We start from the raw sequence: 25601 nt of genomic DNA, 5'->3' as shown, positions 1-25601 counted from the left end.
CGATTTAGCGTTGGGGCCGATTTAGCGTTGGGCTCCCGAACTTCGGGACAAAAGGTTTGTTCCCTGCTTCATCAAAGTTCCCTCCGTGGCGAAGCTGTCGGCGGGTCGCCCGCATGCCTGGGAACATTGCCCTTTGCGCGCTGTTAGGGCCGCTCACCGACGTGCGGCGAGAAAGGGAATGCCATGTCTGAAGCGAAGACGACCACCAATCACGACGAAATTCGCAAATGGGTTGAGGAGAGGGACGGCCATCCCGCCGTGGTTCGCACCAAGGGCGAGGGCGGCATCCTGCGCATCGACTTCGGCGAGCCGGAGGAAGCGCTCGAACCGATCGAGTGGGATGAGTTCTTCCGGATCTTCGACGAGAACGACCTTGCCTTCCTCCATCAGGACAAGGCCGGGAGCGGAGGAAAGAGCCGCTTCAACAAATTTGTCGAGCGGAGCGGGAATGGTTGACGCGGGCGGCGGCAGGTAACCAGCAACGAACGCACGCAAGCGGCCCGACCGGCGGAGGCTGCCGCGCCGCCCCGGTTGCCTCAATCCAATGGCTTGTCGGTTGGGCGCGGGGTGGTTCCGGCCTCGCGCTTGCGACCGGCATTGCGATTGGCAACCTTGCTGTCGAGCGGTGATGTCGACTGTTCCTCGGCGGCGCCGGCTGTTTTGGGAACTGCCGGTCTCGCGCCGGCGTCGCTATCCATAGCATCGCGATTAGGACGCGGAAGGCCTTCAGCGTTCGGTGACCTGGTGGCCGGCCGAGATGTGTTTTTCAGTTGAGCCATTTGATACCTCCTTACCTGATCGCAACGACAGGGCGCCCGGGCGAGTTCCGGGCAAAGACGCGGTCACCCGCGGGGGCGCATCACGACCTTGATGCAGCCGTCCTGCTTATCGCGGAACTTCCTGTAGAGGTCGGGTCCGGCCTCGAGCCCGGCGCGGTGGGTGATCACGAAGGACGGGTCGATGTCGCCGCTTTGGACCTTGTGCAGGAGAGGCTCGAGATAGCGTTGCGTGTGGGTTTGTCCCATGCGGAACGTCAGCCCCTTGTTCATCGCCGCGCCGAACGGGATGTGGTCGACAAGGCCGATATAGACGCCGGGCACCGAAATGGTGCCTCCCTTGCGACAGCAATAGATCGCCTCGCGCAGCACATGCGGCCGGTCGGTGCCAAGATAGACACTCGCCTTGACCTTATCGAGCATGGAATCCGGGGTGGCGCTGGCATCGGCTTCGGTGCCGACACAGTCGATGCAACTGTCCGGGCCGCGACCGTTGGTCATGGCCATCAGGGCATCGTAAATATTCAAGTTGCTGAAATCGAGGGTCTCGGCCTTGCCGTGGTCGCGCGCCATAGCAAGCCGCTCCGGCACCTTGTCGATGGCGATCACGCGACCGGCGCCAAGCATCCAGGCGCTCTGGATCGCGAACTGGCCGACCGGCCCGCAGCCCCAGATGGCGACGGTGTCGCCCTCCCGGATGCCGGCGTTCTCCGCCGCCATATAGCCGGTCGGGAAGATGTCGGAGAGGAACAGGACCTGTTCGTCGTCCATGCCGTCCGGCACCTTGATCGGGCCGACATCGGCAAAAGGCACGCGCAAATACTCGGCTTGCCCGCCCCAATAGCCACCGACCAGATGCGAATAGCCGAACAGGCCCGCGGGCGACTGGCCCATGAGCTTGGCGGCCTGGTCGGCGTTGGGGTTCGACCGGTCGCAGAGTGAAAATAGGCCGTTCTGGCAAAACCAGCATTCGCCGCATGAGATATTGAAGGGAACGACGACGCGATCGCCCTTCTTGAACTTGCTGTGTCCACGGCCGACCTCCACCACTTCGCCCATGGTCTCATGGCCCAGCACGTCGCCCGATTTCATCGTCGGCATATAGCCGTCCATCAGATGCAGGTCCGAACCGCAAATGGCGCAGCAGGTAACCCTGATGATGATGTCGCGGTCGTCCTCGATCGCGGGATCGGCGACCGCGTCGCACCGGATATCGCCCTTGCCGTGCCATGTCAGCGCTTTCATCGTGCCGTTCCTGTCGATTGGAGGATTGAGTGCATCGAACTTGCGCCCGGCTGGAATGTTCCCCGGGCGGCGCCTCGCATTCATCCGTTGTTCGCGGAGCCCGGTTCGGCGGCCTTGCGATGCTGCTCGGCCAGCGTGCCGGCCGGCGTGACGTGGGCCGCGGCAGCCTGCATCTTGTTCTTCAAACCGCTAACGACCTGCTCTTTTCCGGCCATCATGGCGTCATAGCCGTCCTTGGCCACATCGGCCGGATTGTCTTTCTCCTGAGTCCCGATTTCGGTGTCCATCATGTCGGCCCGCTCGAAGAAGCGGGTCTGCGTCGCGCCGGGCATCAGCACTGTCACGGTCACACCGCTGTCCTTCAACTCATGGCGCAGCGCGATGGCGAAAGAATCGATGAAGGCCTTGGTGCCGTTGTAGACCGCTTGGAAGGTGCCGGGCATGAAGCCGGCGATGGAGCCCGTGAACAGGATCCGGCCGCGGCCACGCCGGACCATCTGCCGGCCGAGCCGATGTGCCAGATAGACCGTGCCGGTGATGTTCGTGTCGATGACGCGGCGCGCCTTGGGCCAGTCCTGATCGATGAAGCCCCGGCCCAGGCCTCGTCCCGCGTTGAGGAACAGAAGGTCAATAGCGCGGTCACCAATCCTCGCGATCAGTTGATTGGCCCCTTCCTCGGTCGCGAGGTCGGCTTCTACCGCCTCGACTGCAACGTGGTGAGATTGCAGCGCCTCGGCAGCCCGCTCTATCGCCGGCTCGTCGGCCACGATCACCAGTTCGTAGCCATCTCTCGCGCATAATTTCGCCAGTTCCTTGCCGATGCCGCTGGAAGCGCCGGTCACCACGGCGAGCTTTCCGCTTTCCATTTCGTTCTCCGACCGTTCGAGTGTGGTCCGGCCGAACATGCGCAGAGTGCGATTGTTCCGTTCGAATTCTTGGGATTCGGCAACGCGCGGCAAACGAGGCTCGGCGAGACGGAACCAATTCGGGGCACGGCTGTTCCGCCGTCAATGTGGAGCGACAGCCATGGGCATCTTTTCCGATCTGGATAAGAAACTCACCGACAACCTCTATGAGCATGGCAGCCAGCTGACCGATCCCAGCGCTGATCTGCCCCGTCGGGTCAAGGAGAGGGTCGATCTCCTCATGCCGTTCATCCAGCCAGAGGCGCGTGAGGCGGTGAGGCTGCAAATCCTCGGCATCATTCACGAGCACATATTAGATGAGACCGAGATTGGGCCTGGAGAGCCAGCGGCCAAGGAATGAGAGAAGCTGGCTGGACGCGTCATCGATTTCCGGCCGCCCTAAAGCGGCAGCGCCGAACGGAGCCAGGCGCTAGCTGATATCTATGATTTTTCGCTTCTTGGGCGTCCGGCCCGGCCTGGCCGCGGGAGGAGGTGACTTTGCCGCCGGTGCCGCGGCCAAACGCTGCTCGCGTAGTCGCGCTGTCTTTGCCTGGCGCGCCAGTCGTTCCGTCTCAAGCAGTTCGCGCGCCGCATTCGAGGTGCGCTCACGCCTGTCCTTGTCGATCTTCCGCGTCGCCACGGTCGTTCCAGATCAATTCGCCGTTGGAGCCGTATCCAACTTGCCCGAAGGCCCATTGTTCCGAATGATCCCGCGACGGACGGACGTTTCGAACGAAATGTCTGCAACTCGATTATGTGGGGCCAAGCCCTTGTCGGAAGCTCCCGTTGCTTCTCCCGCCGGGAAGTTCAGCGCTGCTTCGCGGTTCAGCCGGCTGAAGCCGACGCGATGCGCCGGCCTGCGACGTCGGAACCGAAGCGGTGCGTTCGCCGTTCCGGCTGCATTCCTGTCGCCAAGGAGATCGCCATGGCGCCGCGTCCCGCCTGGAGCGGTTATCTCAAACTGTCGCTGGTCACCTGCGCCGTCGAATTGACGAACGTCGTGACCCATGCCGAGAAGGTTTCCTTCCACGTGCTCAATCGCAGGACCGGCAACAGGGTCCGGCGCGTCTATGTCGATGCCGAGAGCGGCAAGCCGCTGGATAAAGACGACGAGGTCAGGGGCTACGAAGTCGGCAAGGACGAATTCATCTTCATCGAAGAGGAAGACATCGAGGCGGTGCAGATCGAGTCTTCGCACACGCTCAATCTCGACGGCTTCGTCGACAAATCGTCGATCGAGCAGATCTATCTCGACGCGCCCTACTACGTCACGCCCGCCGACAAGGTCTCGGAAGAGGCCTTTGCGGTGATCCGCGACGCGCTGGCAGAAAAGAAGATGGCCGGGCTCGCTCGCATCGTGCTCTATCAGAGGGAACGCCCGGTGGTGGTCGAATCACGCGGCAAGGGCATGATGCTGACCACCCTGCGTTATGGCGACACCGTGCGCGAGCCCGCCGGCGTCTTCGCCGAGATCAAGTCGGGAAAGCCCGACAGCGAGATGATCGGGTTGGCCGAGCACATCATCGATAAGCAGAAGGGCAAGTTCGATCCCACCGAGTTCCGGGACCGATATCAGGAGGCACTGCTGGAACTGGTTCGCGCCAAAAAGGCCGGCAGGAAGGCGCCGAAAGCCAAGGCGGAACCCAAGCCGTCCAATGTGGTCAATTTGTTCGATGCGCTGAAAAAGAGCCTCGGCGCGGAGGCCGGGGCAAAACCCAAATCCCCGAAGTCCAGGGGAGCGCCGAAACGAAAAAAGACGAAGAATTCTGCACGGGGGCGCAAATCGGCATAGCAGTTGTCTGTGCGGTGAGCGACATCAAGCTGGCTTGCAGACCGAGGCAAACAAAGCTGGAGGCTTGGCGCCTTCGCCGAGGAGGAATTCGGGTAACGCTCAGCGCGGGCTAAAACACCGTCCGTGGCAGAAGAGCACGAGCTCGAGGATTTCGCGCGCCGGCGGCACCGAGCACGATCCAAAAATCTATCCGTTGCGTTCCTCGCTTTCACGCAACAGCCGCACGATCGCATCGACTGGGGACGGATCGGCCGCCGGCTGGATTTTCCGTCGCCAAAGATGGCGAAGAAGCTTTTTCAACATGGGCATGCACATGCTCCCTAGCTACCAGACCTTGCATCGGGCGTTCCGGGTTGGAGCGCCACTTCCTCGACGAGCCGGCATCGGCATCAACCCAGGCGAGCGGCAAGCAGGAAAGCGGCGCCCGCCAGAACCACGAGCGCTGCAATCACCAGCACCGGCCCGTTTCTGCTCGGCTGAAGGCCGGGCGCGTTCTGGGGGCGCTGCATGGCGTCGGCGAAGCTCGCCTGATTGGTGAATTTCGGTTCATCTGGTGCGACGCGATGGGCGGAACTCGTCGACCCTCCCGCCTCTGCATCCGTTTCCTGCGGGGCGGCAGAAGGGTCGAATCCGGGCGTCTTGTCCCGGGTAATGCCCATCTGCATTTCGCCTCGACCCTCGGCGGGTGTTCGCTTGCTCGGTGAGGTCATCGGACAGCTCCTTCGCTACCAAACATCTGTCCGGCGTCGGTGTTCCCACGGGATCTTGAACGCGAAGTAGAAACGCTGCTGTCCAGGAACTCGTTTCCGGGAAGGGGGAACTATCGCTGCCGCCAATCGCTGAGCGCGGCCGGAACATTTCCTGTTGGGCAGCTTTTACCTTCGTTATCTAAGATGACGAGGCACCGATGCAGGTTCTCGAGACCCAAATAGTTTCCAACTCGGAAGGCGTGGTGACAGTCGAATTTCTCGGTGAGGGCGGCGAAAAGATTGCCGTCACAATGGCTGGATCCGATCCACGGCCGACGTACGGCGACACCGCTCTTATCGATCGCGCCAAAGAGATGATGGTGCAGTGCGCGGTTTTCGAGACCGTGGAACACCGGTCCGCGCAGGAGAGCAACCGCGACCTCAGCGAGCCCGCCAAGCCGGACAGCCCCTTCACATTCGAATATCGCGACCATGATGGCATGCGGCAGCTGAAGGGCGTGGAATTCCCGAATCTGGAGGCCGTGCATGACGAGGCGCTGCGTTCGGCGATTGATTTGCTTGACGACACGGCCGCCGAAGGTGGGCAGCAGGGCTGGGCCGTCCGGGTTCGCGACGCCAACGGAAAGATCGTGCTGGCGATCGACTTCGACGAGGCGAAACGGAAAAAGGCGGCAGCGGAATGAGGACCGCGGGCTGCGTGGCCTGAGAAAGAACCATGCTCCCGTTCCTATCACTGGATATGATATATTCGACAAGCGCCTGCATCTTAGTCCAGCCTGGGCTCGCAACTGAAACGCCGTGCAGTCCTGCACTTGCGGAACCTGTCGATTGTCTGCATTCCAAATGAATTCCGTGTTCATCCGGAACTTTGGGGACGACTGTCAGTTCGATGATTTGCAGGCGCCGCTTTTTGGCGCCTGCCGGAGATCGGTGGGAAACACTGATCGGCCCGCACCTCAGACGCGGGCCTGCCGACCCCGCCAGGACAAGCCGGTCAGCCAAGTATGGACGGGAGCCTATCATGAAACACCAAACGCTCGACCAACTGCACGCAGTCGCTGATATCAATCCGCTGGTGCCGCTCACGACAAGGACTGAAAAGATAGAGAGGTGGGCAGAACTGCTCGAGCGGAATCCGTTGCGCTGTCTCGCCGCGCTCACCGGCACCGAGTATCTCTATCCAGGCATGCGGGAAGAGGCGCGGGCGGCTGGATCCCCGCTGACGGTTGCGTTCGAAGACCCGTTGCTCAGGGCCTCGGGCCTGCAGTCCGATACCTATGGGGAAGCCAAACGCTTCTTTGAACTCTCCGATTGGCAGTTGCATGAAGTCGTCTGCAGCTGCCATGCCGGCGCAACCATGCAGGCCAGTTGGGCTGCTGGACGCGTCCGGAGAATTGTCACAGGCAATCGCATTTTTGCCTGGCTGAGAAGCCGCTTCATACACTGACTGCGTCTCAACTGCTCGCTATCGCGGCTGTTGCGACAGCCGCCGGCGGCGCTCGGACGTTGATCCATCCGCGGAGCGATAGGTCCATGAAGAAGGCATGAGCGCAAATAGTTCGGCGCCGGAGCCTTGCTCGCGCGAGCTCCCGCCGGCTTGTCCCTCCAAGGCCTGGCGAACCAAGTGCGCGCGAGACCGCAATGCAGCGAAGACGGCGATGCGCCGATCGAAAGGCCCTGCCTCAGCCGTTCTGGTCGATCGCGTGGGGCGCTGGCTGCTGGCTCCCGCCGCTCGGGCGCTCGGGCTCTCGGCCGGATCCAGGCCCACACGGTTATCAACAAAATCACCACGATCGCGATCACTGCAACGATCCGGGGCATCAGAAATCCTTTCGTCCGCTGCTAGCCGCCCGGCTTGTTCGTGTTTGGAGCCGAAGCCGCGCCGACTGTCGGATCGGGCGCAACCGGACCGCGCTTGGCCTCCGAACTCTGTTTGCCTAATTGGGCGATGGCGTGTTTGTTCCATCGGACTGATGGGAGCCGATTGCCCGCGTCCCTCATCGGCCAGGTCGGGGAACGCTCTTCTGACGATCTTGTTATCCTCCAGATCAACCCGGAGAGAGTCATGGGCAAGGAAGAGAACCGCCGCGAGACCGGCGCCAGGAAGTACCCGGCCAACACCGATCCGGATCCCTCAGACCGGTTTTCGCAGGCTGCGGCCAGCAACGAAAAGCCTCACGATCGCTTTGGGCTCACCCGCAGACAGGGCGAGGTGGAAGACAAGACACATCAGTCGGAAGGGCAAAACCCTCCGGGACGGGCGACGCCTGGTCGTCCTGCAACGGAAAAGGCTTCCGGAGCGGGCCCATCGGCCGCCGAGCAATCCAAGAATGCAAAGGCGCCCAAAGGCGGCCGCCGGCCTGGTGCCTACGTGAAAGAACAGTAGCGTTCGCTCGCCGCATCACCTCTGCGCCGAAGGTTCCGCATCAGCGCGATGTCGAATGCAACCGTCCATCGCCTACACGCCGAAGGGGTAGGTGTCGGGGACACCGCGCGTCGCATGCTCCGGCCCGAGCGGCGTCACGGCGGTGGTTTCATCGAACCAGACGAAGGCGTCGAATTGCCGCGCAAGCGAGGCGTCGGCATAGTGGCTGTGCAGTTCCGTTTCCGGCCGATAGATCACTCCGATGAACCGTTCCAGCCGACGTTCGGTCAGCCGATCATGAAGGACTGGATCAGCTCCAAGGTCGAGCAGGAAACGAGCGGTGCCGGCGTCGTGGCAAAGCCGCTCATAGCTGTCCTCGCGCGAAGGCCGCACGGACATGATCTCCATTTCGCCGTCCCAATGCTTGGCTGCAGCGACCGTGCCGGCATGCGTGCCGAAGCCGATGAGGGCTACGTCGTCGCCGAACCGCTGGCGGCAGAGCTGACCGATGTTCACTTCGTCCCTGACGATTCCCATCTCCGTGAAGCGAGCGTCGCCGATATGGGAGTTGTGCGCCCAGACCACGGCCTTGGCATCGGGGGAACGCGCTTCGATAACATGTTGCAGCGTGTCGAACATGTGCGTGTCGCGCAGGTTCCAGGATTGCGCGCCGCCATAGTACATCACGCGATAGTAGTGCTCGGCGGAGGCGATGAGCCGGGCGTTCTGCGCGGCATCGAACAATTCGTCGCCGTCCTGGCCGGCGTGATCGAGCTGACGCGACAGCATGTCCCGGCACTGCCGCAGCACCGCCTCCTCGCATTCCCGGTAGCCTCGGGTTAGCGCCGCCCGGCCATAGGTGGCGGGTTCGTGCTGCCACGGCGTCAGGCAGCCGTAGCGTTCGCGGGCAATGCTTGCCGCCTCCGGATCGATGCGGTCGAGATATTCCAAAACCGCCGCGATCGAGCCTCTCATATTGTAGATATCGAGGCCGTAGAACCCTGCCTGGCTTGCCGGTGTTTCGATCTGCTCGTTGTGCGCACGCAGCCACTCCACGAATGCCGCGAATTCGGCGTTGCGCCACATCCAGGTGGGAAACCGCTGGAAAGGCATGTCGGCGCGCGGCGAAGGTGGGCGGTGGCGCACATAGCGGTCGATCGCCGCGGCGTCGGGCCAGTCGGCTTCAGCGGCGACGATCGTGAAGCCATGTTTCTCGATCAGTCTTCTGGTGATCCAAGCCCGCGCCCGATAGAACTCGGATGTGCCGTGGCTCGCTTCGCCGAGCAGCACGATCCGCCGGTCGGCAAAGCGATCGAAGGCCTCCACAAAGGCGGGATCATCGAATTCAGGAAGCGGTTCGGCCGCCGCGGCAATCATCTGCGGAAGACTGCGCGCTGGCAAGAGCGGGGAGATACGGCTGGTTCGGATGCGGTTGTCCTCCTGCCAGCCTTCTTCGCCGATCAAAGGGACAAAGCGCACCGCACCGAAATCTTCCTCGCTGTAGGTGGAAGCGCCAGTGCGGGTGACTTTGAGGAGACGCTGCTCGTCAGGGTCATCTCCGACCGGAATGACCAACTTGCCGCCGACATCCAACTGCTGCTGCAGCGCGAGCGGCGCGCCGGGCCCGCTCGCCGCGACGACGATGGCATCGAACGGTGCCGCTTCGGGCCAGCCCTTGGTGCCGTCGCCGGTGCGCACCTCGATGTTGCGATAGCCAAGCGTCTCGAAGCGCCGTCTCGCGGTTTCCGCCAGGCCGGCGTGCCGTTCCATCGTGTAGACATGATCGACGATGCGGCTCATCACGGCGGCGGCGTAGCCAGATCCCGTGCCGACCTCGAGGACGTGATCGCCGGGCCCGATCTCAGCCATTTCCAGCATGAACGCGACGATATAGGGCTGCGATATCGTTTGGCCCTCGGCAATCGGCAGCGGTCCATCCTCATAGGCAAATTCTTCGAAGCCAGGGTCCACGAAAGTCTCGCGTGGGACCTCGCGCATCGCTGCCAGGATCTCACGATCATGAATGCCGCGGCGGCGGAGATGAACATCGACCATTCGGCGACGTTCGCGGGACAGGTCGAGCATGTGCATCCTCAACAGGAAGTTGGAATCGCAAGCGGCTGCGGCAACGTCATCCCTCGGCCTCCATCATCGTCCTGGCCGGCTCTCGCGCGACGTTCTCCTCGATCCGCTCGCGCCCCGGAGTCTCCGGCAGCGCCTTGCGGAATTCTTGGCATAATCGGGTGGCATCTTCGGCGGTTTTTCCGCAAAGCCTCCATGACGCCGTTGATGCCATCGCCGAGCAGGCCGAACATGACCTCGACATCCCAAGCAACTCGAGTGTCGACGAAGATTTCGGCTGCATTTGGCATGGCAAGGTTCCAATGATTGCCTTCCGAACCAGTAGGGCGGCAGTTGGTTCCCTTGCCCACGCCATCAGGCCACCGCCTCGCAAGGAGCGAATTCGCGGGAACGAGCGAGCCGGACGCGGATTGAATCCCCAGTCGCTGACGAGCAAAGCGCCAGGATTGGCGATTAGCCGGAAGGGTTGATCATGAGCGAGCCACTGAAAACCACAAATCACGAGGTGATCCGGGCTTGGATTGAAGCCCGCGAAGGCAGACCTGCAGTCGTGCGGACTGCAGGCAAGGGAGCGGTGCTGCGCGTCGACTTCGGCGAGCACGAAGAGGATCTGCAGCCCGTCGAATGGGAAGAGTTCTTCGCCATATTGGATGAGAACGAACTTGCCTTCGTGCACCAAGACCTAACGGCGGAAGGTTTGCCCAGCCGTTTCAACAAATTCGTCGAGCGCGGATGAGAGAAGCGCCAGGCGATCAGGCGGAAAGCAACTCGCTCGCCTGATGCTCGCTGCTTACGCCTTCCGCTATTGATTGCCCGGCATTTTGTTGCTGCCTTGCGGATCCTTTTCTATGCCGGCGGCGGGAGACGTGTCCTGGGGTGCGTTTCCGCCCTGGTTCTGCTCGGGTGCCCGCTTCAACGGTGCCGTCGGCCAGCTACTCTGGACATAGGCGAAGGCCAAGTAACATGCCAACAGCACAACCACTGTCAGGATCAGCGGCAACAGCACTCGTCTCACGCTGACTCCTATTTGCTCTGCTGACGGTAATCGCCGGCCCGCGGATCGAATCCGGTCCAACCGCCAGCTTCGTAGTCGTTCCGCCGTTCGCCGATGTCCACCGACCTGGAATCGTGGAGGATCGCTTGTGCTTGCGGAGCGAGGTCATCTTCGACGCGAGCGGTAAGCAGAGTGCCGCCCCGGCGAATGCCTTCGGCATAGACATGGGCGTCGCCCTCCGACACGCCGCCGTCGGTCAGACTGCCGATGATGCCGCCGGCCGCTCCACCGACAACTGCGCCCGCGGCCGCGCCCGCGGCTGTCGCCGCCAGCCAGCCAGCCGCCACGACCGGACCGACGCCAGGTATTGCTATGGCGCCGAGGCCCGTCGCCAAGCCGCCGGCGCCGCCCACGACCGCCCCGATCCCGGCTCCACTGGCTGCATCTTCGGCGGCCGCGGAAGAATGCCGGCCGTCGGCATTGTTGGCGATGATGCTGAGATCGCTCGGCGGTACGCCCATGGACTCCAGCTCGCCCACGGCATCGGCGGCATCGTCATAATCGTCGAACAGTGCGGTGATCGTCTGCATTTTGATGTCTCCTATCGATTACTGTCGGCCGGCAAAGGTTTGCGCGTTATCGGCTGCGACCGCCGGAAAAAACGAGGAGGTAGCAGCGACGGCTAATGGCGCGAGAAGTGTCCGCATGTTCATGGCTTCAAGCTCCTGTGGCCGATGGCCGGAGCCGAACAAGCGACTCAGGGCTTTGTTCCAGTCGGAGTCCTTTGATTTTCAGATGGCGTCTGCCGGAATCCGCAGGCTGCGTTCCACGACAAGCCGACCTCAGAGGTTCTTGCTCGCCGCAGTCGCTTGGACGGAACGGCCTTTCCTGCTGCGGTTTGGTCAAGAGGCCGCTCTCGGCAAGAGACAGCGCGCATACGGCGGGCCCAAACGAACTGGCGGCTACCGTCTGCGATTTCCTTCGGCCGTTTGGCTCAGGGTGCCGCAACGGCCGGACATGGTCGCCAAGGCGATCCCGCCGGGCGCGTAGGCGGCTGACCATGCAGGCCGCCTACTCCGTTGGACAGGAACATTTGCAGCCGTTATCGGTTAGCTCAAGACCAGCGATAGGCTGCTGGAGAAACCACCTTCGACAGGAAGGAAAACGCCATGTTCGGCTCCGATTTATGGCTGTTCGTTGTTGCCGGCGGTCCGCTGATCCTTCTCATTGCGATCATCTACGTGCTTTTCACCCGCCGTCACAGAGGCCCAGTCGAACGGCGCGAGAGCGACCGCGCGACCGAGCGCTTGTACCGCGAGCAAAAGGACTAGCGCACCAGCCAAGCTGTCGCGCCCAAGTCGTTTTCACGCGATTTCGGCAACGCTCCGCGCGCGGCGCGGCTTGCCTGATCTCCGGACGGTGTTGCCGGGCCCATTTCGCAAGCTCCGACAGCGGAACAAGCGGGCCCCGCGGCTGTTATCGAAAGGTCCGAAATCGGAGCAGCAGTTGATGACCAACGACGAGTTGCCGGTTCTGCCAGCATCGCTCCCCGTGATCGACGCGAAAGCCGAGCCAACGCTGAAAAGCGCAGCGGCGGAAGCGTTCTACACCCATGCGATCCGCGAGCTCGCCGCTACCGACATTCCTTTCCTCGTCGCCGGGACCTACGCGGTGAGCGCCTATACCGGCGTGGTTCGGCAAACCAAGGATCTGGATATCTTCTGCAAGGCCGGAGATTGCGCGCGCATACTCGAGCACTTCAAGAACATCGGCTATGCGGTCGAGATCCGGGACGATCGCTGGCTCGGGAAGGTCTTCGAGGGCAAGCATTTCTTCGATGTTATCTTCGCCTCGGCCAACGGCACAATGCAGGTCAAGGATCAGTGGCTGGAGCATGCCCGCCAAGTCGAGCTGCTGGGCAGCCGGGTCCGGATCATCGGCCCAACGGAGCTCATCTGGTCGAAATGCTTCATCCAGGACAGAGGACGCCACGACGGCGCCGACATCGCCCACACCATCCTCAAGGCGCACGACCAGATCGACTGGCAAAGGCTGCTCGCCTATCTCGATGTCCATTGGGAAGTGCTGCTGATGCAGGTCCTCAACTTCCGGTGGATCTATCCCAGCGAGCGGGACCGCATCCCAGACTGGCTGCTCGACGAACTGCTGGGCCGGCTTGCGCGCCAACGGCAGCTGCCGTCGCCCAAAATGAAGATCTGCCGCGGCCGCCTGCTGTCGCAGGTCGACTATGAGATCGACGTCAAGGAATGGGGGTTTGCCGGCGTCGGCGGCGTTGGAGAGATGCGCGATGCCTGAACCAGCCACATCAGCGAAATCAAACGGCAACGATGTCATCAAGGTCGCCGCCATGGGCGACCTGCATGTTCAGGAAGATGCCCAGACCTCGTACCGCGACCTGTTCGGCGAGATATCGCGCGAGGCCGACGTCCTGGTCCTTACAGGCGATCTCACCAATCTCGGAAAACCGCGTGAGGCGGAACTTCTTGCCGAGGATCTGCGCGCATGCTCGATTCCCGTGGTCGCGGTTCTCGGCAACCATGACTACGAATCCGGTTGCGTCGAGCAGATCGCTGCAACGCTCCGCCAGGCGGGGGTCCATCTCCTCGATGGCCAGGCGATCGAACTGAACCATGTCGGCTTCGTCGGCGTGAAGGGTTTTGTCGGCGGCTTCGGTCGAAGGATGCTGGGCTCCTTCGGCGAGCCGGCCATCAAGGCCATGGTGGCCGAAAGCGTCAACGAGGCAATGCGGCTCGAGAATGCTATGCGGCAGGTGCGCGCCAAGCGCACGCTCGTGGTGCTCCACTATGCGCCGGTCCCGGAGACCGTGGCGGGAGAGCCTCCGGAAATCTTTCCGTTCCTCGGCTCCTCGCGGCTGGCCGAAACCATCGATCGCTTCAAGGTAAGCGCCGTGGTGCATGGCCATGCCCATCGCGGCTCGTATGAAGGCCGGACCCCTGGTGGGGCCAGCGTCTACAACGTCGCCATGCATATCGCGAAGCCGACCGGCCGTCCTTACGCGCTGCTCGAAATCTGAGGCGCAGCGCTGCCTGCCGCTTCGGAACCATGCCGGCAGCGATGAGTTGTGCAGGAGACCAACGGAACCAACTTCGATGCCTGACCCCAGACAACCGGATCCCGATCGCGACACGCCGATGCCGGCGCCCAGCTGGAAACCGGAGCCGGTCAGGAAGCCGGAGCGGCACGGGCTGCCGGACGAGGCGCCGCGCCCAAATCCCGATGAAACCGACGATCCGCCGGCGCCTGCCGGGCGCATCCGGACGGAGTAAGCTCGATGGCTGCGCCTCGCGCGATCTGGAAAGGCTTCATGAAGGTCGGATCGGTTTCATGCGGCGTCAAGATCGTCGGCGCCACCAGCGAAGCGTCGAAGATCCATTTCAGGATATTGAACCGGAGGGACGGCCTGCCGGTGAAAAGCGCCTATGTGGATGAGGAGACCGGCGAACCGGTGGACGCCGAGGACCAAGTCAAGGGCTTCGAGACCGACAAGGAGGATTTCATCCAGATCGAGCCCGAGGAGATCAAGGCGCTGAAACTCACCTCCGAGCACACGCTGGAAATCGGCGAGTTCGTGCCGGTCGCAGACATCGACGCGCGCTATCTCGAAAAGCCCTATTACCTCATTCCGGCGGAGGATGCTTCCGCAGAGGCGTTCAACGTCCTTCGGGAGGCCATGAAGAACAAACGGGTGGCGGCGCGATCCTGTGTCGTCCTCTACCAGCGCGGACGCGAGGTTCTCATCCAGCCCTTCGGCAAGGGAATGCTTCTCACCGAGCTGCGGGACCGCAATGAGATGGTTTCGGAGGCGACGGTGTTCGAAGGGCTGAAGAAGCAGGACTACGAGGCGGACCTGCTCGAGATCGCCGGCCTGCTGATCGACAAGAAGGCGACGAAGTTCGATCCTTCGAAATTCGAGGATACATACGAGAACGCGCTGATCGCCATGATCGAGGCCAAGCGCAAAGGCAAGAAGCTGCCCAAGGCGGCGCCGAAACCGCGTGAGAACGTCATCAATCTGGCCGACGTTCTGCGCAAGAGCCTTGCCAAGGAGGGCATCGCCGCGAAAGGCGCGAAGCAAGGCAAACGCAAGTCAGCTTGACGCCAAGAAAGGCCGCTCAGACCTCGTCGAACCGGCTTCCTTCCTTGGAGGGATCGCGCGCGAGGACCCGCTCCTCCTCGTCGTCCGGGAGTGCCTCGTCACTTTCCTGATAGGGATTGTCGTCGTCTTCTTCGGGGAGCGTTCCCTCCGCTTCTTCATCGTCCTGCGGGTCGCCGTTGACGGCGACGCTGTCGGGCAGGATCCGGCCGCCCTCAAGCGCGTCCCAGTCCTGCTGCTCGACTGCCGGAGCCTCGGTTTCGTCCTGATTTGCGGTGCGTTGCTTTTTACGCGGGTCCATCTCGTTCTCCAATGCTGCAAGCCTATCCGGCTCGCGGTTCGCTCAGTTGGAAAACCGCTCAGGCGATTGGTGGTTCCGCCTGTTGCAGCAAGTGGCGGCCGTTGTGGCGTCGCCTCTCGCTGGTAGGTGTCCTACGCGATCTGTTCGAACGTGCATTGGCGCGGCGCCTTGTCGGGCCGCCAGCGCACCAGCCTTGTTCCATGCCGGAATCGGTCGCCGGTGACATGGTCGAAGCGGACCTCCACGACCAATTCGGGCCGCACCGGCTCCCATTCTCCGCTGCGCTCGGTGCTCCAGCGGCTCGGGCCGCCGGGTGCCTTGCCGGTGAAGCCGAGCCCGCCGCGCAACGCTTCAAGCCTCCTGGTCAGCGCCGCTCGCTCGTCACTGGCGATGGTCGAGGTGAAGCCGACATGGTCGAGCTGGCCGCGGTCGTTGAAGAGGCCAAGCAGCAGCGAGCCGATCTGGCGCTTGCCGCTCAGGTAGCGAAAGCCACCGACCACGCAGTCTGCTGTACGCAGCCGCTTGACCTTGATCATGGTTCGCTCGCCCGGGCGATAGGGTTCGGCCAGTGCCTTGGCGACCACGCCATCGGTGGCACCTTGGCCGGCGCCACGCAACCATCGTCTGGCGGTCGCGAGGCTCGATGTGGCCGGCGAGAGCTTCAGCCCGGCGTTCTCTGCCCTGGCAACGAAGTCCTCGATCGCCCGGCGCCGATCGGGCAAGGGCAAATCGAGCAACATCTCGCCTCCCGGGGCAGCCAGTGCATCGAACAGGATCAACCGCGCCGGTGTTTCCGCGCTCAGCTTGCGGATACGGCTCTCGGCCGGATGAAGGCGCATCTGCAGCGCGTCGAAGGAGACGCGCCCGTCGATCTCGATCACGATCTCGCCGTCCACGACGAATTGCCTTGCGGCGAGGTCGCGCAGCATCGTGATCAGTTCGGGAAAATACCGGCCGAGCGGCTTGCCGGATTTGGCGCGAAGCTCGACGGCGTCGCGGCCCTTGAAGGCCAGGCAGCGAAACCCGTCCCATTTGGGTTCGTACTGCCAGGGACCTTCAGGCAACGCGTCCGCGGTCCGCGCCTCCATCGGCGGCGTATCCAAAGACAGCGGAAACTCGGGGCTCGATATCGCCGGTTGGGACGTGGTCCTGGAGGTCTCCATCTCGGTAGAACGTTCGACCACACCTGTAGTTTCCGGTCGGCGGGAACGAGTTGCACGGCGAGGCGTTGCCTCACCAAAGTTCTGAAACCAAATGTCGAGCTTTGACCGCGCCGGGCACTTCTTCACCAGAGCGAACATGAACTTCCGACAGGAAATCCGATGTCGGCTTCCGGCTTGAGCTATGGTCCTCTGGGCGAGCGCTGCGCGCATCTATGCGTCGACATGCAGAAATTGTTCGCGGAACCTTCGGAATGGGCCACGCCGTGGATCACCCGCGTCCTTCCGAGGATCGTCAGCCTCGTCGAATGGAAAGCCGAGCAGACTCTTTTCACGCGCTTCGTGCCGGCTGAAAAGCCTGGCCTGGGTGCCGGCACCTGGAGGCGCTACTATGAGCGCTGGGCGTCGATGACGATCGAAAATGTCGGGCGAGAAATGGTCGGGTTGCTGCCGCCGCTGTCATCCTTCTGTCCGCCGGCGCAGGTGATCGACAAGCATGTTTATTCGCCCTGGCCGGAGGGCAGACTACAGACGGCACTTGCCGCGCGCAGCATCGACACCCTGGTGGTCACGGGAGGCGAAACCGATGTTTGCGTGCTCGCAACCGTCCTGGGGGCGATCGACATCGGATATCGCGTGGTGCTGGTCACGGATGCGCTTTGCAGTTCATCGGACGCGACGCACGATGCCCTGATGACCGTCTACCATCAGCGCTTCGCGCAACAGGTCGAGACCGTCGAGATGGAGACGGTCCTTTCGGCCTGGACCTGAACGTTATGAGACGATCCGCACCGGCTACAGCCGAAAGCGACCGATCAACTGCTGTTTGACGGGAACCGCAATGTTTCTCCGAAATTGCGCAGGCAGGGAGTGTGTAGATGCCTAAACCAGCGAAACGGGAAAAAGCTCGCAAGCCAAATCCGTCTGACCCCAACCCAAAGCAAAAGCCGCCGAGGGACACGCGCGAAAACCCGACACGGAATCCGGATGGTCCTGGCGAATTGCCGGACACGGCCACGCGAGAAGAAGTCGAGACAGTCAGGCCTAACCTGAAACGCTAGTACCGGTAGGCGTGATTTCCGAGGCACGACGCATTGATGTTGTGGAGATAGGCCGCGCGAAGATTGACCTTGCCGGCCCGACAAGACTGCGATTGCCGGCCAAAAAGAAACCCCGGCTGCAGTGGTTGGGTGGGGGGCACCGCAGCCGAGGTCAATGTTTTTCTCAGAACTGTGGCGCCGTTTGCTCCAAACCGCAAATCTCGCTCTTAAGTCGAGACAGGCTTGCGCGCAGCTTTTCAGGAGCATAATTCCTGTTTAGCAACTTCAGGTTGTCATCCTTTCGGTCATATTAGCCACCTAAGATATAATTACCAAATTGTTAACCAGGATTAATGCGCCTTTTCCACAGCATCGTAGTATGCGTTTGAGGCTGGATTACCTCAATGGAGCGGGGATCCCATACGTCCGTGGGTTGGGCCGGCGTATGCACTACTCCTTGAATCTATTCCTCACTAGCAGCTAGTCGCCCGACACAACGGTAAACGAGCGTAACAGTTCATGCCGCTGACAAGCCCTGCGTGGGAGTCAAAACAAAAAGGGGAGAGAGCAAAGTCGGCGGCGGAGAGGAGTAAATAAGGCGATGGGACATCTTCAAATTTCCGAGTCTTGGAAGGATGCGACGGGGTCGTTGCAGAACGGGCATCTGACGGACGTGAACGGGCTCGGCACGTCTGATCTCGAAGAAGGACACCCGACCGAAGGTCTGGTCGTAATTGTGGACAAGCGGGCACTCGAGCGCGAATGTCTTGCTCGAGGCCTTATCGAACATAATCCGGCTTTGCGCGTCAGCGCCGTAGGATCTCTTGATGAGATTCAGCACGTCGCCGGCGGGGCGGAGGCTTCCGCGATCCTCGTTATTCTCGGCGCCCGAAAGGTGACCGACCAGAGCGTTCGGGCGGAACTTGTGCACCTCATCTCCGAGGTCGGCGCCGTACCGGTAATCGTCGTGGTGGATTCCGACGAGCCGGGGGAGATCCTTGCGGCTCTCGAATGCGGCGCCCGCGGCTACATTCCCACGAGCGTCAAGGTCAAGGTCGCTGCCGAGGCCATCGGTCTCGCCCGCGCCGGAGGAATCTTCGTGCCCGCCAGCTGCGTGCTGGCGCTTCGCGAGATCATCCATTCGACGGCAAATGGCGCCCGTCCGCTCGCCGGAATGTTCACCTCGCGCGAGGCCGCGGTCGTGGAAGCGCTCAGGAAAGGCAAGGCCAACAAGATCATTGCCTACGAGCTCAACCTCTGCGAGAGCACGGTCAAGGTCCATATCCGCAACATCATGAAAAAACTGAAAGCCACGAACCGCACTGAGGTGGCCTACAAGCTTAGACAGATGATGCTTTGAAGGCTGCCCAGGCCTGGTGCCTGGCAATAGAACGACGCGCACGCCGATCCTCGACGTGGAGGCGGACCTATTTCAGGTCCGCCTCCCTTCGAGATTCAAGAGTAGGACCGTGCCTGCAGGTCTTGAAACGGATGCGCTCAGGCCGATGCTCAGGCATGTTCCCGGTCGAGCATCTCGAATCCTGCCTTCACGAGAAATCCAACACTGTCGCGGCCCAACTCCGCACCGCGATATGCTGCTTCGGCAGCCTTCAGGCCTCCCGTCAGTCTGCGGATCACCGGAGCCGCTCCGAGTATCTCGAGCGGCAGGCCCAGCTCGCCGCGGTTGGGGCGCTTCGGCGGCCATACCCTCAGGCCGAAATAGCTGGCGGCCGAGCGGTCGATCCCGCCGCTGAACTGCACCAGCAGCGCCTGGCGCGTTCTCCTGGCGATGCGGCCCAGGCTGTTGATGTCCATCGGTGGTTTGGCTGAGGGCCGCATAGCGACGATGATCACCTCCCATGCATCATCGGTCAGCAGAACCGGATGGGAAAAAACACCAACTCTTGCTCCACGTTCGGCGAGCATACGCTCGAGGAATGGTGCGCAGGGCGTGTCGCAGACGACGGCGAATCTCGAGGCACGCTGATCGACGCCGGCATCCTCGAGTAAGACCCGGCATAAGCGCGCGAATTCCGGCATCAGGTCTATGGCCGGGTGACCGAGATTTGGAGCAGCAACCTTGATGCCGGCCTCGTCACAGGCATCGAAGTCCAATACGCCTTGCCGAAGCTCCCAAGGCTCGGCCATGAGCGAAACGACCGCATGAGAGGGCAAGAGCTCGATGAGCGATCTCGAAATCGGTCCGACCTGGGGACAATTGGTGATGAGGTCGACCTCCTGCCATTTGCGGCTTTCGATGCGATTCGTCACTTCCACGCGTTCGGCGACCTTGGCGTATTCGGCAAATGCCAACGTCGCGTCCGCGGCCGCCGCCAGGCTCGGATGTCTGGAGGATACGCGGGTGAGTGCAACGACACGGTCCGCATTGGCGAGCGCCGCGGCTGTCGCAGTCACCGCCTGATAGCCCGTCGCCGCGCCAACCACCACAGTGAGGCCGGAGAGATCAAGATCGAGCAAAGCTATCTGCTTGCGGACGACGGCAAGTGCTTCCGTATGGTCGACCTCCAGAACATGACGAGTGCCCGGTCTTGCGGGGAAGTCACCGGACGAAGGCTTCGGAATGGGCGTCACGTTGCGTGCTCCACTGACAGGCTGGCAGGCATTCTTTCGACGCGGAGATCTGTCTCGTCGAATCTCGTCGCATGCGCGCGCATGGTTTTCAGGCATTGCCAGACGGCTGCCGGCTCGCCCATCCGGCACCAGTGGCTCCAGACATTCTCTCGGCATCCTCGCCATCAGAGCTAGGGCCTGAATTCAGTCGGCGGTCTGGATCGCCCCTAGCCGGACCAGTTGCATTTCGTCGATCACGAATACAGTCGAACTTGCCCGAACTGCTACTGCAGAAAATGGGTGCCAGTGTTACGCCGTTTGATCAGAAGGCTTATCGACACCGCGCCGGCAATACGCGTTCAGGCTAAGAGGCTAACCGGCGCCAGATAGGGCGCTACCTCCTTTGCGGTTCTTGCCGGGAATGATCCGCCGCGTGAAGTTGAGCGCTAAAATCAGCCGTTTCCTTGGCGAAGCTCATGACAATCAGCGCATTCGACACGAACCCCCGCAGACCCGGAATAGGCGTCGGTCAAAACCATCGTCCGCTTGGGGGGCGGCGCAAGAGGATCATGGACGTCGCCGTCGCATCGATAGCGCTTGTGCTTGCCGCTCCGATCATGCTTGTGGTTGCCCTCTTGATTTTGGCGACCGACGGCGGACCGGCGATATTCTCTCACACCCGGGTCGGCTTCAACGGCAGGCGTTTCGCCTGCTACAAATTCAGGACCATGGTTGCCAACTCCCAGCAGGTTCTGGCCGACTATCTTGCGAGCAATCCCGAAGCCGCCAAGGAGTGGGAGCAGAATTTGAAATTCAAGAACGATCCGCGCGTCACCTTCCTGGGGCACATTCTCAGAAAGTCGAGCCTGGATGAGTTGCCTCAGCTCATCAACGTGCTGCGCGGCGACATGAGTTGCGTCGGTCCTCGGCCGGTCGTCCCCGACGAACTGCAACGTTACGGCGCCTGCGCGATCGATTATCTTCGAACCCGGCCCGGGCTGACCGGCGCGTGGCAAGTGACGGGCAGAGACGCAATAGACTATCCCAGCCGTGTCTCCCTCGACAGCCGCTACGTGCGAAACTGGTCCATATGGGCCGACGTCGTCATTCTCGTTCGGACGGTCTTCGCCGTGATGAGATTCGATCATGCGTCCTGACTGGCGAGGCAGGCAGCGAGCATTGGCGGCATCGCCGCTTTAAAAAAGTCCGGCGCCAGCGACGAAATGGCAGCCGCAGTCCGTCAATGCTCATCGGTCACGGCGCGACGCCACACGATGCCGAGGAAGATGCCGAGCAGGTAGGCGCCCTGCAGCGTGACAACGAAAAGCAGGATCGAAAGCAGACGGTCCCAGGCAAACAGGCTGCCGATGCCGCCTGCAATGGCGCTGAACACCACAATCACCGCGGTCATGACGATGAGCGCCGGCGCGCGAACACGAAATCCGAGCAAAATGCCGATCACGCCGACGGCGACAAGACCCCAAAGCACGGCGATCTCCTACGGTGTGAAAGACTCGGTGTGCCGCGCCCAAGTCTCCCACATATGCAAATCCGCACCAACACCGAATCCCCGCCGCGGCTAGACGGGATCTCGACCAGGCAAACTGGAATCGCAGCACCACCAGCCCTTGCACAAAAGGCGTAGGACACCTTGTCCCAATGACGCGTTTTCGCTCATTTCCTTGTCATCCCGCTGCGCCTACGCTGCTTATGAAATAGGTACGCGGAGTATTCACCCGCGGTGCGGCAGCGCGCCTTGAATCACCGTCCTGGAGTGAACGTTGTGTCTCTATTTCTTGGCGTTGCCGTTCAGGACACAGGGGCACCGGACGCAGCCTGGCGAGGCAAGAGCGCGTCGGCCCGCGGTTGTTGCATAGCATTTTCAGCGTGACGTCCATCGATGCTGCAGGCTTCCATCCTTTTGCTGATCGTGTCGATATGGTTCCCTGGCGCCACGCGGATTGCCGGAACCGATGGCTCGATTTCCTTTTTGCTCGCTTTGTTCTGCGGCCTGGTAAGCCTCGTTCCCTACGCCGAAGCGACAAAACGTCTGCATCGCACCGACACGGCCCTGGCGGCTGCTGTGCTGACAACATCTGCCCTCATCATGGTTCTATCGCTGCTGTCGGCGCTACACGCGGACAATCCGGTCAGGACCATGCGCGCTGTCTTCGCCCAGGTGTTTGGTTTCGCCACTATCCCGACCATTGCATTGATCGCCGCGAGGCCTAGGAGTTTTGAGGCAATCGACAGGATTGGGATGACCATGGCCATCATGGTTGCTGTTACATCCTGCCTTGTCGTTATTGGCCTCGGCGATGCTCGATTCGCCGATCGGGCGGAAGGCTATTTCAAGCATGCAAACCAGCTCGGAATTGCCTTGTCGGCCGGTCTGCCGCTTGTCGCCGCGAAGCTGGTCGCTTCTCGAAGGCACCGAATCCTCCTTTCGGTTTGCCTCCTCGCGGGGTTGCTGGGTTTGGTCAAATCGGGATCCAAGACGAATTTCGTTCTTGGGGTCGTCGGTCTCGGCACGTTCTACGGGCTATACTGCATCTATCTGGTGATAAGGAAGCAGCGTCCGGTAACAGTGATCGCGGCGACCGTTACGGCTCCGATATTGTTCCAGGCTAGCTTCATGATGTTGCAGTTCCTGAATCCACGGGCCTACAAGCTGCTGTCGCTTCAGCTCTCCGGCGGGGAGGCACATTCGATCGTTTCGCGGCAACGACTGTGGTCGATATCAATCGATCTGGGCCTGTCACATCCGTTCATGGGCGTGGGCGCAGGGCAATGGGTGGGCGACATCGCTCCGCACAGCCACAACCTGTTCATCGATTATTTTAGAACGCTGGGAGTGCCCGGCCTCGCCTTGGTGGTGATCATGGTTCTGCTGGTGGTGGGTTATCTGATCAGCGCCGTTCTTCACACATTGGTCGACAGGGGCAGGAGCGAACAAGCGACCGAAGTGAATGTCATGGTGCTCGGAACATCGGTCGCCGTATGGAACTACTTGGTCGCCAACCAGATGAGCGATTCCTTCGGGCCGTCAACCGCGGCCTTCTTCTGGCTGCCGCTCGCTTTGCTCATAGTCTACCGCGGCATGCAGCGATCGCTGCAGACCGGCCTTGCCAAGACACCGAGGTTGTATGTCGGGACCGGGTCTCAGCTGCTTGAAGTTGAGTATGCCCCTCGCACATCGCCTTGACTTCATTGGCGTTCCAAGAGTTCATCGTACCACCCGAAATCCAATGACTTCGCACACCGTTGGTGACCTGGCGGCAAGTCTCCCGCCAAGCGTCGAAGCACGCGCGCCGTGGACAGACATTCGATTTGTCGAATTCTTTGGTCTGCCCGGGGTCGGAAAGACAACCACCTCCGGCCTGCTGGCGAACAGCCTGCGACGGTGCGGCCTGCTGGAAGGCGACGTGCGAGTGGCGTGGGAAGGAAGAACATTCATCGAGAGGCAGATACACAGAATGGGCGTTGTCGCCCCTCGGCTGCTAGATCGTGAGTTTCGCTCGTTGCTTGCTCGAATTGCCCGTTTCGTCATCGAAAGCAGGCAAGTGTCGCGCCTTGATGCCATCAGGCTTGTCTGGAATCTTATCAGCCTGGTCGCATTTATCCAGCATGAGAGGGCAAGAAGAAATTCAATAATCATAATGGATCAGGGGTTGCTGCAGGGATTCTGGTCCATATTGCTGAAGAGCAGATGCAGAAAAACATCCGAGAATTGGCTGGATATGCTTTCTGCCGTCGGATTGCATGACATGGTTTTTGTCCACCTGCGCAGCGAGACCGGCATCGCCAGAGACCGGCTCCTGACCAGGGGGGATCGCTCCTCGCGGCTGCAACGGACATCTCCGGACAGCGATCCCGACCTTTGGTCTGCGGCGGATCGGGCTTGCCGCGAAATGGCGGCCGCTCTTGAGCGGGGAATGGGAACGGAAGATCGCATGGGCGTGCTGGCGGCTATCGAGATCGAAAGGCTTGCTTCGCCCGAGGCCGTGGCCTCGAGAGCTCTCGAGGCGGTCCGTTCGGCCTGTCTCGACCGTCATCGGCAATTCGCTTCTTCAGGTCAATGAGGATGAGGATGGACCGCCGTTCATTCATGGGTCTTGCTGGGCTGTCTCCCGTGTTCGCCCTGTTGCCGGGCACGTACCAGGCGGAGGGCGGGCAGATGCCGGAGGGCAAGCAGCTCGTTCTGACGGGCGAGCATGGCTACGAACAACAAATGTTTCGGGATCTCGAAGCCGGGGCGACAATCGATGCCCGGAATGCTTCCTTCACAGTCGCCAACAGCAGAAATCCTGAGCCCAGCGCGATGATGGGCTGCGACGAAGGAAACCTGCCAGTCAATCGCTACCCGGTGGTCATCCGCAACTGTCCGGGCGTTCATTTCATCGGAGGGCGCTTCGACGGCCAGGTGCCGCTGACCTCCGATTGGCGCGACACCTACTGCAACAGCGCGGCTCTGCTTGTCAGGGACGGAACCGCCAATGCGACAATAGAAGGTGTCCGCGCGCGGCGCTGCTGGGATGGCGTGCGGTTCGCGGCGCGGGCCGACGGCTTTCACCTGAAAGGCTGCTGGCTCAGCGAAATCAGGGATGATGCGGTGGAGAATGACTACCTGCTCAGCGGCATTGTCGAGGATTGCCTGTTCGACGGCTGTTTTTCGGGGATCAGCGTGGATCCTGCCTCAAACGAACGGGATGGGACACGGGAGACAGTGCGGATCGATCGAACCCTCATTCGCATGCACCCGTTTCTCTCCAAGGACGAAATCACACATCAGGCGCCGATCAAGGCCGTCGATCAGTCACCCAGGCTGAGGATAACCGGATCGGTTTTCGCATTGGCTTCGGTGAACATGCGTGGACTCCGTCGCCTGGAAAGAACCTGGGGGCTGGCTATCGAAAGCCGGGACAACGTGTTGCTGTGGCTGCCCGACGATCCAATTCCTTCGGAATTGCCGCTGCCGCCATCCGGTTTCAAGGTGCTGACGGGTGCTGACGCGCGCGAATACTGGAACAAGGCTCATCTGCAATGGGTCGCGGCGCATCAGAACGTGGCCCGGTTCTCCGACGAAGCGCTGTGACAAGTCGCACTCGGGGGCAAACATTCGGTTGCTTAGCTGCGTTGGGCGAAGTGAACTCCTGCCGAAAGGCTTGCCAATTCGCCCATTGAACGTACCTGTTTCGCAACGATAGGTTGGACCGCCGTCGCGTTTCGGCAGAGGGGGAGAGGACTACTCGATGAATCACGAGGCGGGTAACGGAACGGCGCCGCCAGGCTCCACCGCTCATATCCCGGCCACGTTTGTGACCCAGGGACGGCTGGCACGCGTCAGGGGGCAGAATATCCTGTTCAGTCCTTCCCAGCGGGCCATCTTCGCCGTCAACGATACTGCTGCCGAGATCTGGCGCTCCCTAGAAGAGGGCACATCGGCGCGGGGGGGGGGGGGGGGGGGGGGGGGGGGGGGGGGGGGGGGGGGGGGGGGGGGGGGGGGGGGGGGGGGGGGGGGGGGG

The 25601-nt window shown here is 61.7% G+C and carries 28 protein-coding genes; 18 read left to right on the top strand and 10 right to left on the bottom strand.

Features of this window, described 5'->3' with window-relative positions; genetic code table 11:
* Nucleotides 1-183 precede the first annotated feature (183 nt).
* Complete coding sequence (locus CK218_RS09955) at nt 184-456, top strand: hypothetical protein (protein ID WP_095779479.1); 273 nt, start codon at nt 184-186, stop codon at nt 454-456.
* Nucleotides 457-536: 80 nt separating this feature from the next.
* Here CK218_RS09955 and CK218_RS30025 read toward each other — a convergent pair whose 3' ends face one another.
* From CK218_RS30025 to CK218_RS09945, 3 genes are all read right to left on the bottom strand, one after another.
* A complete protein-coding gene (locus CK218_RS30025) occupies nt 537-779 on the bottom strand; it encodes a hypothetical protein (protein ID WP_128292676.1) in 243 nt (80 codons plus the stop codon).
* Nucleotides 780-842: 63 nt separating this feature from the next.
* Nucleotides 843-2021 (bottom strand): zinc-dependent alcohol dehydrogenase, encoded by a 1179-nt coding sequence (locus CK218_RS09950; RefSeq protein ID WP_095827960.1) that lies wholly within the window; start codon nt 2019-2021, stop codon nt 843-845.
* 80 nt (nt 2022-2101) lie between these two features.
* Nucleotides 2102-2887 (bottom strand): SDR family NAD(P)-dependent oxidoreductase, encoded by a 786-nt coding sequence (locus tag CK218_RS09945; protein WP_095827959.1) that lies wholly within the window; start codon nt 2885-2887, stop codon nt 2102-2104.
* Nucleotides 2888-3047: 160 nt separating this feature from the next.
* Between CK218_RS09945 and CK218_RS09940 the strand changes: the two genes are divergently transcribed.
* Both CK218_RS09940 and CK218_RS09935 read left to right on the top strand, forming a co-directional pair.
* Nucleotides 3048-3287, top strand: a complete 240-nt coding sequence (locus CK218_RS09940) for a hypothetical protein (protein WP_095779478.1) — start codon at nt 3048-3050, stop codon at nt 3285-3287.
* A gap of 564 nt (nt 3288-3851) precedes the next feature.
* Nucleotides 3852-4718: a Ku protein gene (locus CK218_RS09935; RefSeq protein WP_095827958.1), complete on the top strand. Its 867-nt coding sequence runs from the start codon at nt 3852-3854 to the stop codon at nt 4716-4718.
* 389 nt (nt 4719-5107) lie between these two features.
* Here CK218_RS09935 and CK218_RS09930 read toward each other — a convergent pair whose 3' ends face one another.
* Nucleotides 5108-5428 carry a hypothetical protein gene (locus tag CK218_RS09930; protein ID WP_095827592.1) on the bottom strand — a complete coding sequence of 107 codons (321 nt, stop codon included), beginning with the start codon at nt 5426-5428 and terminating at the stop codon, nt 5108-5110.
* 197 nt (nt 5429-5625) lie between these two features.
* Here CK218_RS09930 and CK218_RS09925 point away from each other — a divergent pair, with 197 nt between their 5' ends.
* From CK218_RS09925 to CK218_RS09915, 3 genes are all read left to right on the top strand, one after another.
* Complete coding sequence (locus CK218_RS09925) at nt 5626-6111, top strand: hypothetical protein (RefSeq protein ID WP_095827591.1); 486 nt, start codon at nt 5626-5628, stop codon at nt 6109-6111.
* A gap of 338 nt (nt 6112-6449) precedes the next feature.
* Nucleotides 6450-6875, top strand: coding sequence for a hypothetical protein (locus CK218_RS09920; protein ID WP_066992011.1), 426 nt, complete (start codon nt 6450-6452; stop codon nt 6873-6875).
* A gap of 618 nt (nt 6876-7493) precedes the next feature.
* Complete coding sequence (locus tag CK218_RS09915) at nt 7494-7814, top strand: hypothetical protein (protein ID WP_095827957.1); 321 nt, start codon at nt 7494-7496, stop codon at nt 7812-7814.
* 72 nt (nt 7815-7886) lie between these two features.
* On the opposite strand, the gene CK218_RS09910 is transcribed toward CK218_RS09915, so the two are convergent.
* Nucleotides 7887-9878 (bottom strand): protein-L-isoaspartate(D-aspartate) O-methyltransferase, encoded by a 1992-nt coding sequence (locus CK218_RS09910; RefSeq protein ID WP_095827956.1) that lies wholly within the window; start codon nt 9876-9878, stop codon nt 7887-7889.
* A 469-nt stretch (nt 9879-10347) separates the two neighbouring features.
* Between CK218_RS09910 and CK218_RS09900 the strand changes: the two genes are divergently transcribed.
* Nucleotides 10348-10611, top strand: coding sequence for a hypothetical protein (locus CK218_RS09900; RefSeq protein ID WP_066992318.1), 264 nt, complete (start codon nt 10348-10350; stop codon nt 10609-10611).
* A gap of 287 nt (nt 10612-10898) precedes the next feature.
* Here CK218_RS09900 and CK218_RS09890 read toward each other — a convergent pair whose 3' ends face one another.
* Nucleotides 10899-11459, bottom strand: a complete 561-nt coding sequence (locus CK218_RS09890) for a hypothetical protein (RefSeq protein ID WP_066992020.1) — start codon at nt 11457-11459, stop codon at nt 10899-10901.
* Between the two features lie 579 nt (nt 11460-12038).
* Between CK218_RS09890 and CK218_RS30525 the strand changes: the two genes are divergently transcribed.
* From CK218_RS30525 to CK218_RS09860, 5 genes are all read left to right on the top strand, one after another.
* The gene (locus tag CK218_RS30525; RefSeq protein WP_082953723.1) at nt 12039-12200 is read left to right on the top strand and encodes a hypothetical protein; all 162 of its coding nucleotides are present in this window, start codon (nt 12039-12041) and stop codon (nt 12198-12200) included.
* 178 nt (nt 12201-12378) lie between these two features.
* Nucleotides 12379-13185 (top strand): nucleotidyltransferase, encoded by an 807-nt coding sequence (locus CK218_RS09875; protein ID WP_095827588.1) that lies wholly within the window; start codon nt 12379-12381, stop codon nt 13183-13185.
* Entirely contained in the window at nt 13178-13924 is a 747-nt protein-coding gene (locus CK218_RS09870; protein ID WP_095827587.1) for a metallophosphoesterase, read from the top strand. Before CK218_RS09875 ends, CK218_RS09870 begins: the two co-directional genes overlap by 8 nt.
* A 76-nt stretch (nt 13925-14000) precedes the next feature.
* Complete coding sequence (locus tag CK218_RS30520; RefSeq protein WP_095783951.1) at nt 14001-14177, top strand: hypothetical protein; 177 nt, start codon at nt 14001-14003, stop codon at nt 14175-14177.
* Nucleotides 14178-14182: 5 nt separating this feature from the next.
* Nucleotides 14183-15007, top strand: coding sequence for a Ku protein (locus tag CK218_RS09860; RefSeq protein ID WP_066992028.1), 825 nt, complete (start codon nt 14183-14185; stop codon nt 15005-15007).
* A gap of 16 nt (nt 15008-15023) precedes the next feature.
* Here the strand turns inward: CK218_RS09860 and CK218_RS09855 are convergent, their stop codons facing one another.
* Together CK218_RS09855 and CK218_RS09850 are read right to left on the bottom strand one after the other, a co-directional pair.
* Nucleotides 15024-15305 carry a hypothetical protein gene (locus CK218_RS09855; RefSeq protein ID WP_066992031.1) on the bottom strand — a complete coding sequence of 94 codons (282 nt, stop codon included), beginning with the start codon at nt 15303-15305 and terminating at the stop codon, nt 15024-15026.
* Between the two features lie 131 nt (nt 15306-15436).
* Complete coding sequence (locus CK218_RS09850) at nt 15437-16468, bottom strand: ATP-dependent DNA ligase (protein WP_095827586.1); 1032 nt, start codon at nt 16466-16468, stop codon at nt 15437-15439.
* Nucleotides 16469-16627: 159 nt separating this feature from the next.
* Here CK218_RS09850 and CK218_RS09845 point away from each other — a divergent pair, with 159 nt between their 5' ends.
* The gene (locus CK218_RS09845) at nt 16628-17236 is read left to right on the top strand and encodes a cysteine hydrolase family protein (protein ID WP_066992037.1); all 609 of its coding nucleotides are present in this window, start codon (nt 16628-16630) and stop codon (nt 17234-17236) included.
* Between the two features lie 942 nt (nt 17237-18178).
* Complete coding sequence (locus CK218_RS09840; protein ID WP_245299539.1) at nt 18179-18865, top strand: response regulator transcription factor; 687 nt, start codon at nt 18179-18181, stop codon at nt 18863-18865.
* A 149-nt stretch (nt 18866-19014) separates the two neighbouring features.
* Here CK218_RS09840 and CK218_RS09835 read toward each other — a convergent pair whose 3' ends face one another.
* Nucleotides 19015-20097 carry a hypothetical protein gene (locus CK218_RS09835; protein WP_095827585.1) on the bottom strand — a complete coding sequence of 361 codons (1083 nt, stop codon included), beginning with the start codon at nt 20095-20097 and terminating at the stop codon, nt 19015-19017.
* 548 nt (nt 20098-20645) lie between these two features.
* Between CK218_RS09835 and CK218_RS09830 the strand changes: the two genes are divergently transcribed.
* Entirely contained in the window at nt 20646-21233 is a 588-nt protein-coding gene (locus CK218_RS09830; RefSeq protein WP_170950320.1) for a sugar transferase, read from the top strand.
* 83 nt (nt 21234-21316) lie between these two features.
* Here CK218_RS09830 and CK218_RS09825 read toward each other — a convergent pair whose 3' ends face one another.
* On the bottom strand, nt 21317-21565 hold the full coding sequence (locus CK218_RS09825; protein ID WP_095827584.1) for a hypothetical protein: 249 nt from the start codon (nt 21563-21565) through the stop codon (nt 21317-21319).
* A gap of 411 nt (nt 21566-21976) precedes the next feature.
* On the opposite strand from CK218_RS09825, the gene CK218_RS09820 reads away from it, so the two are divergent.
* The 3 genes from CK218_RS09820 to CK218_RS09810 are packed head-to-tail and all read left to right on the top strand — an operon-like array spanning nt 21977 to nt 25171.
* The gene (locus CK218_RS09820; protein ID WP_066992048.1) at nt 21977-23281 is read left to right on the top strand and encodes an O-antigen ligase family protein; all 1305 of its coding nucleotides are present in this window, start codon (nt 21977-21979) and stop codon (nt 23279-23281) included.
* A gap of 43 nt (nt 23282-23324) precedes the next feature.
* On the top strand, nt 23325-24158 hold the full coding sequence (locus CK218_RS09815) for a hypothetical protein (protein WP_095827583.1): 834 nt from the start codon (nt 23325-23327) through the stop codon (nt 24156-24158).
* Nucleotides 24159-24166: 8 nt separating this feature from the next.
* Complete coding sequence (locus CK218_RS09810) at nt 24167-25171, top strand: hypothetical protein (RefSeq protein WP_095827955.1); 1005 nt, start codon at nt 24167-24169, stop codon at nt 25169-25171.
* The last annotated feature ends 430 nt before the right edge of the window (nt 25172-25601 follow it).

Source organism: Mesorhizobium sp. WSM3879 (assembly GCF_002294915.1).
Taxonomy (GTDB): Bacteria; Pseudomonadota; Alphaproteobacteria; order Rhizobiales; family Rhizobiaceae; genus Mesorhizobium.
Note: the sequence above shows the minus strand (reverse complement) of the source record. Positions and strands in the feature narration are given on the sequence as shown.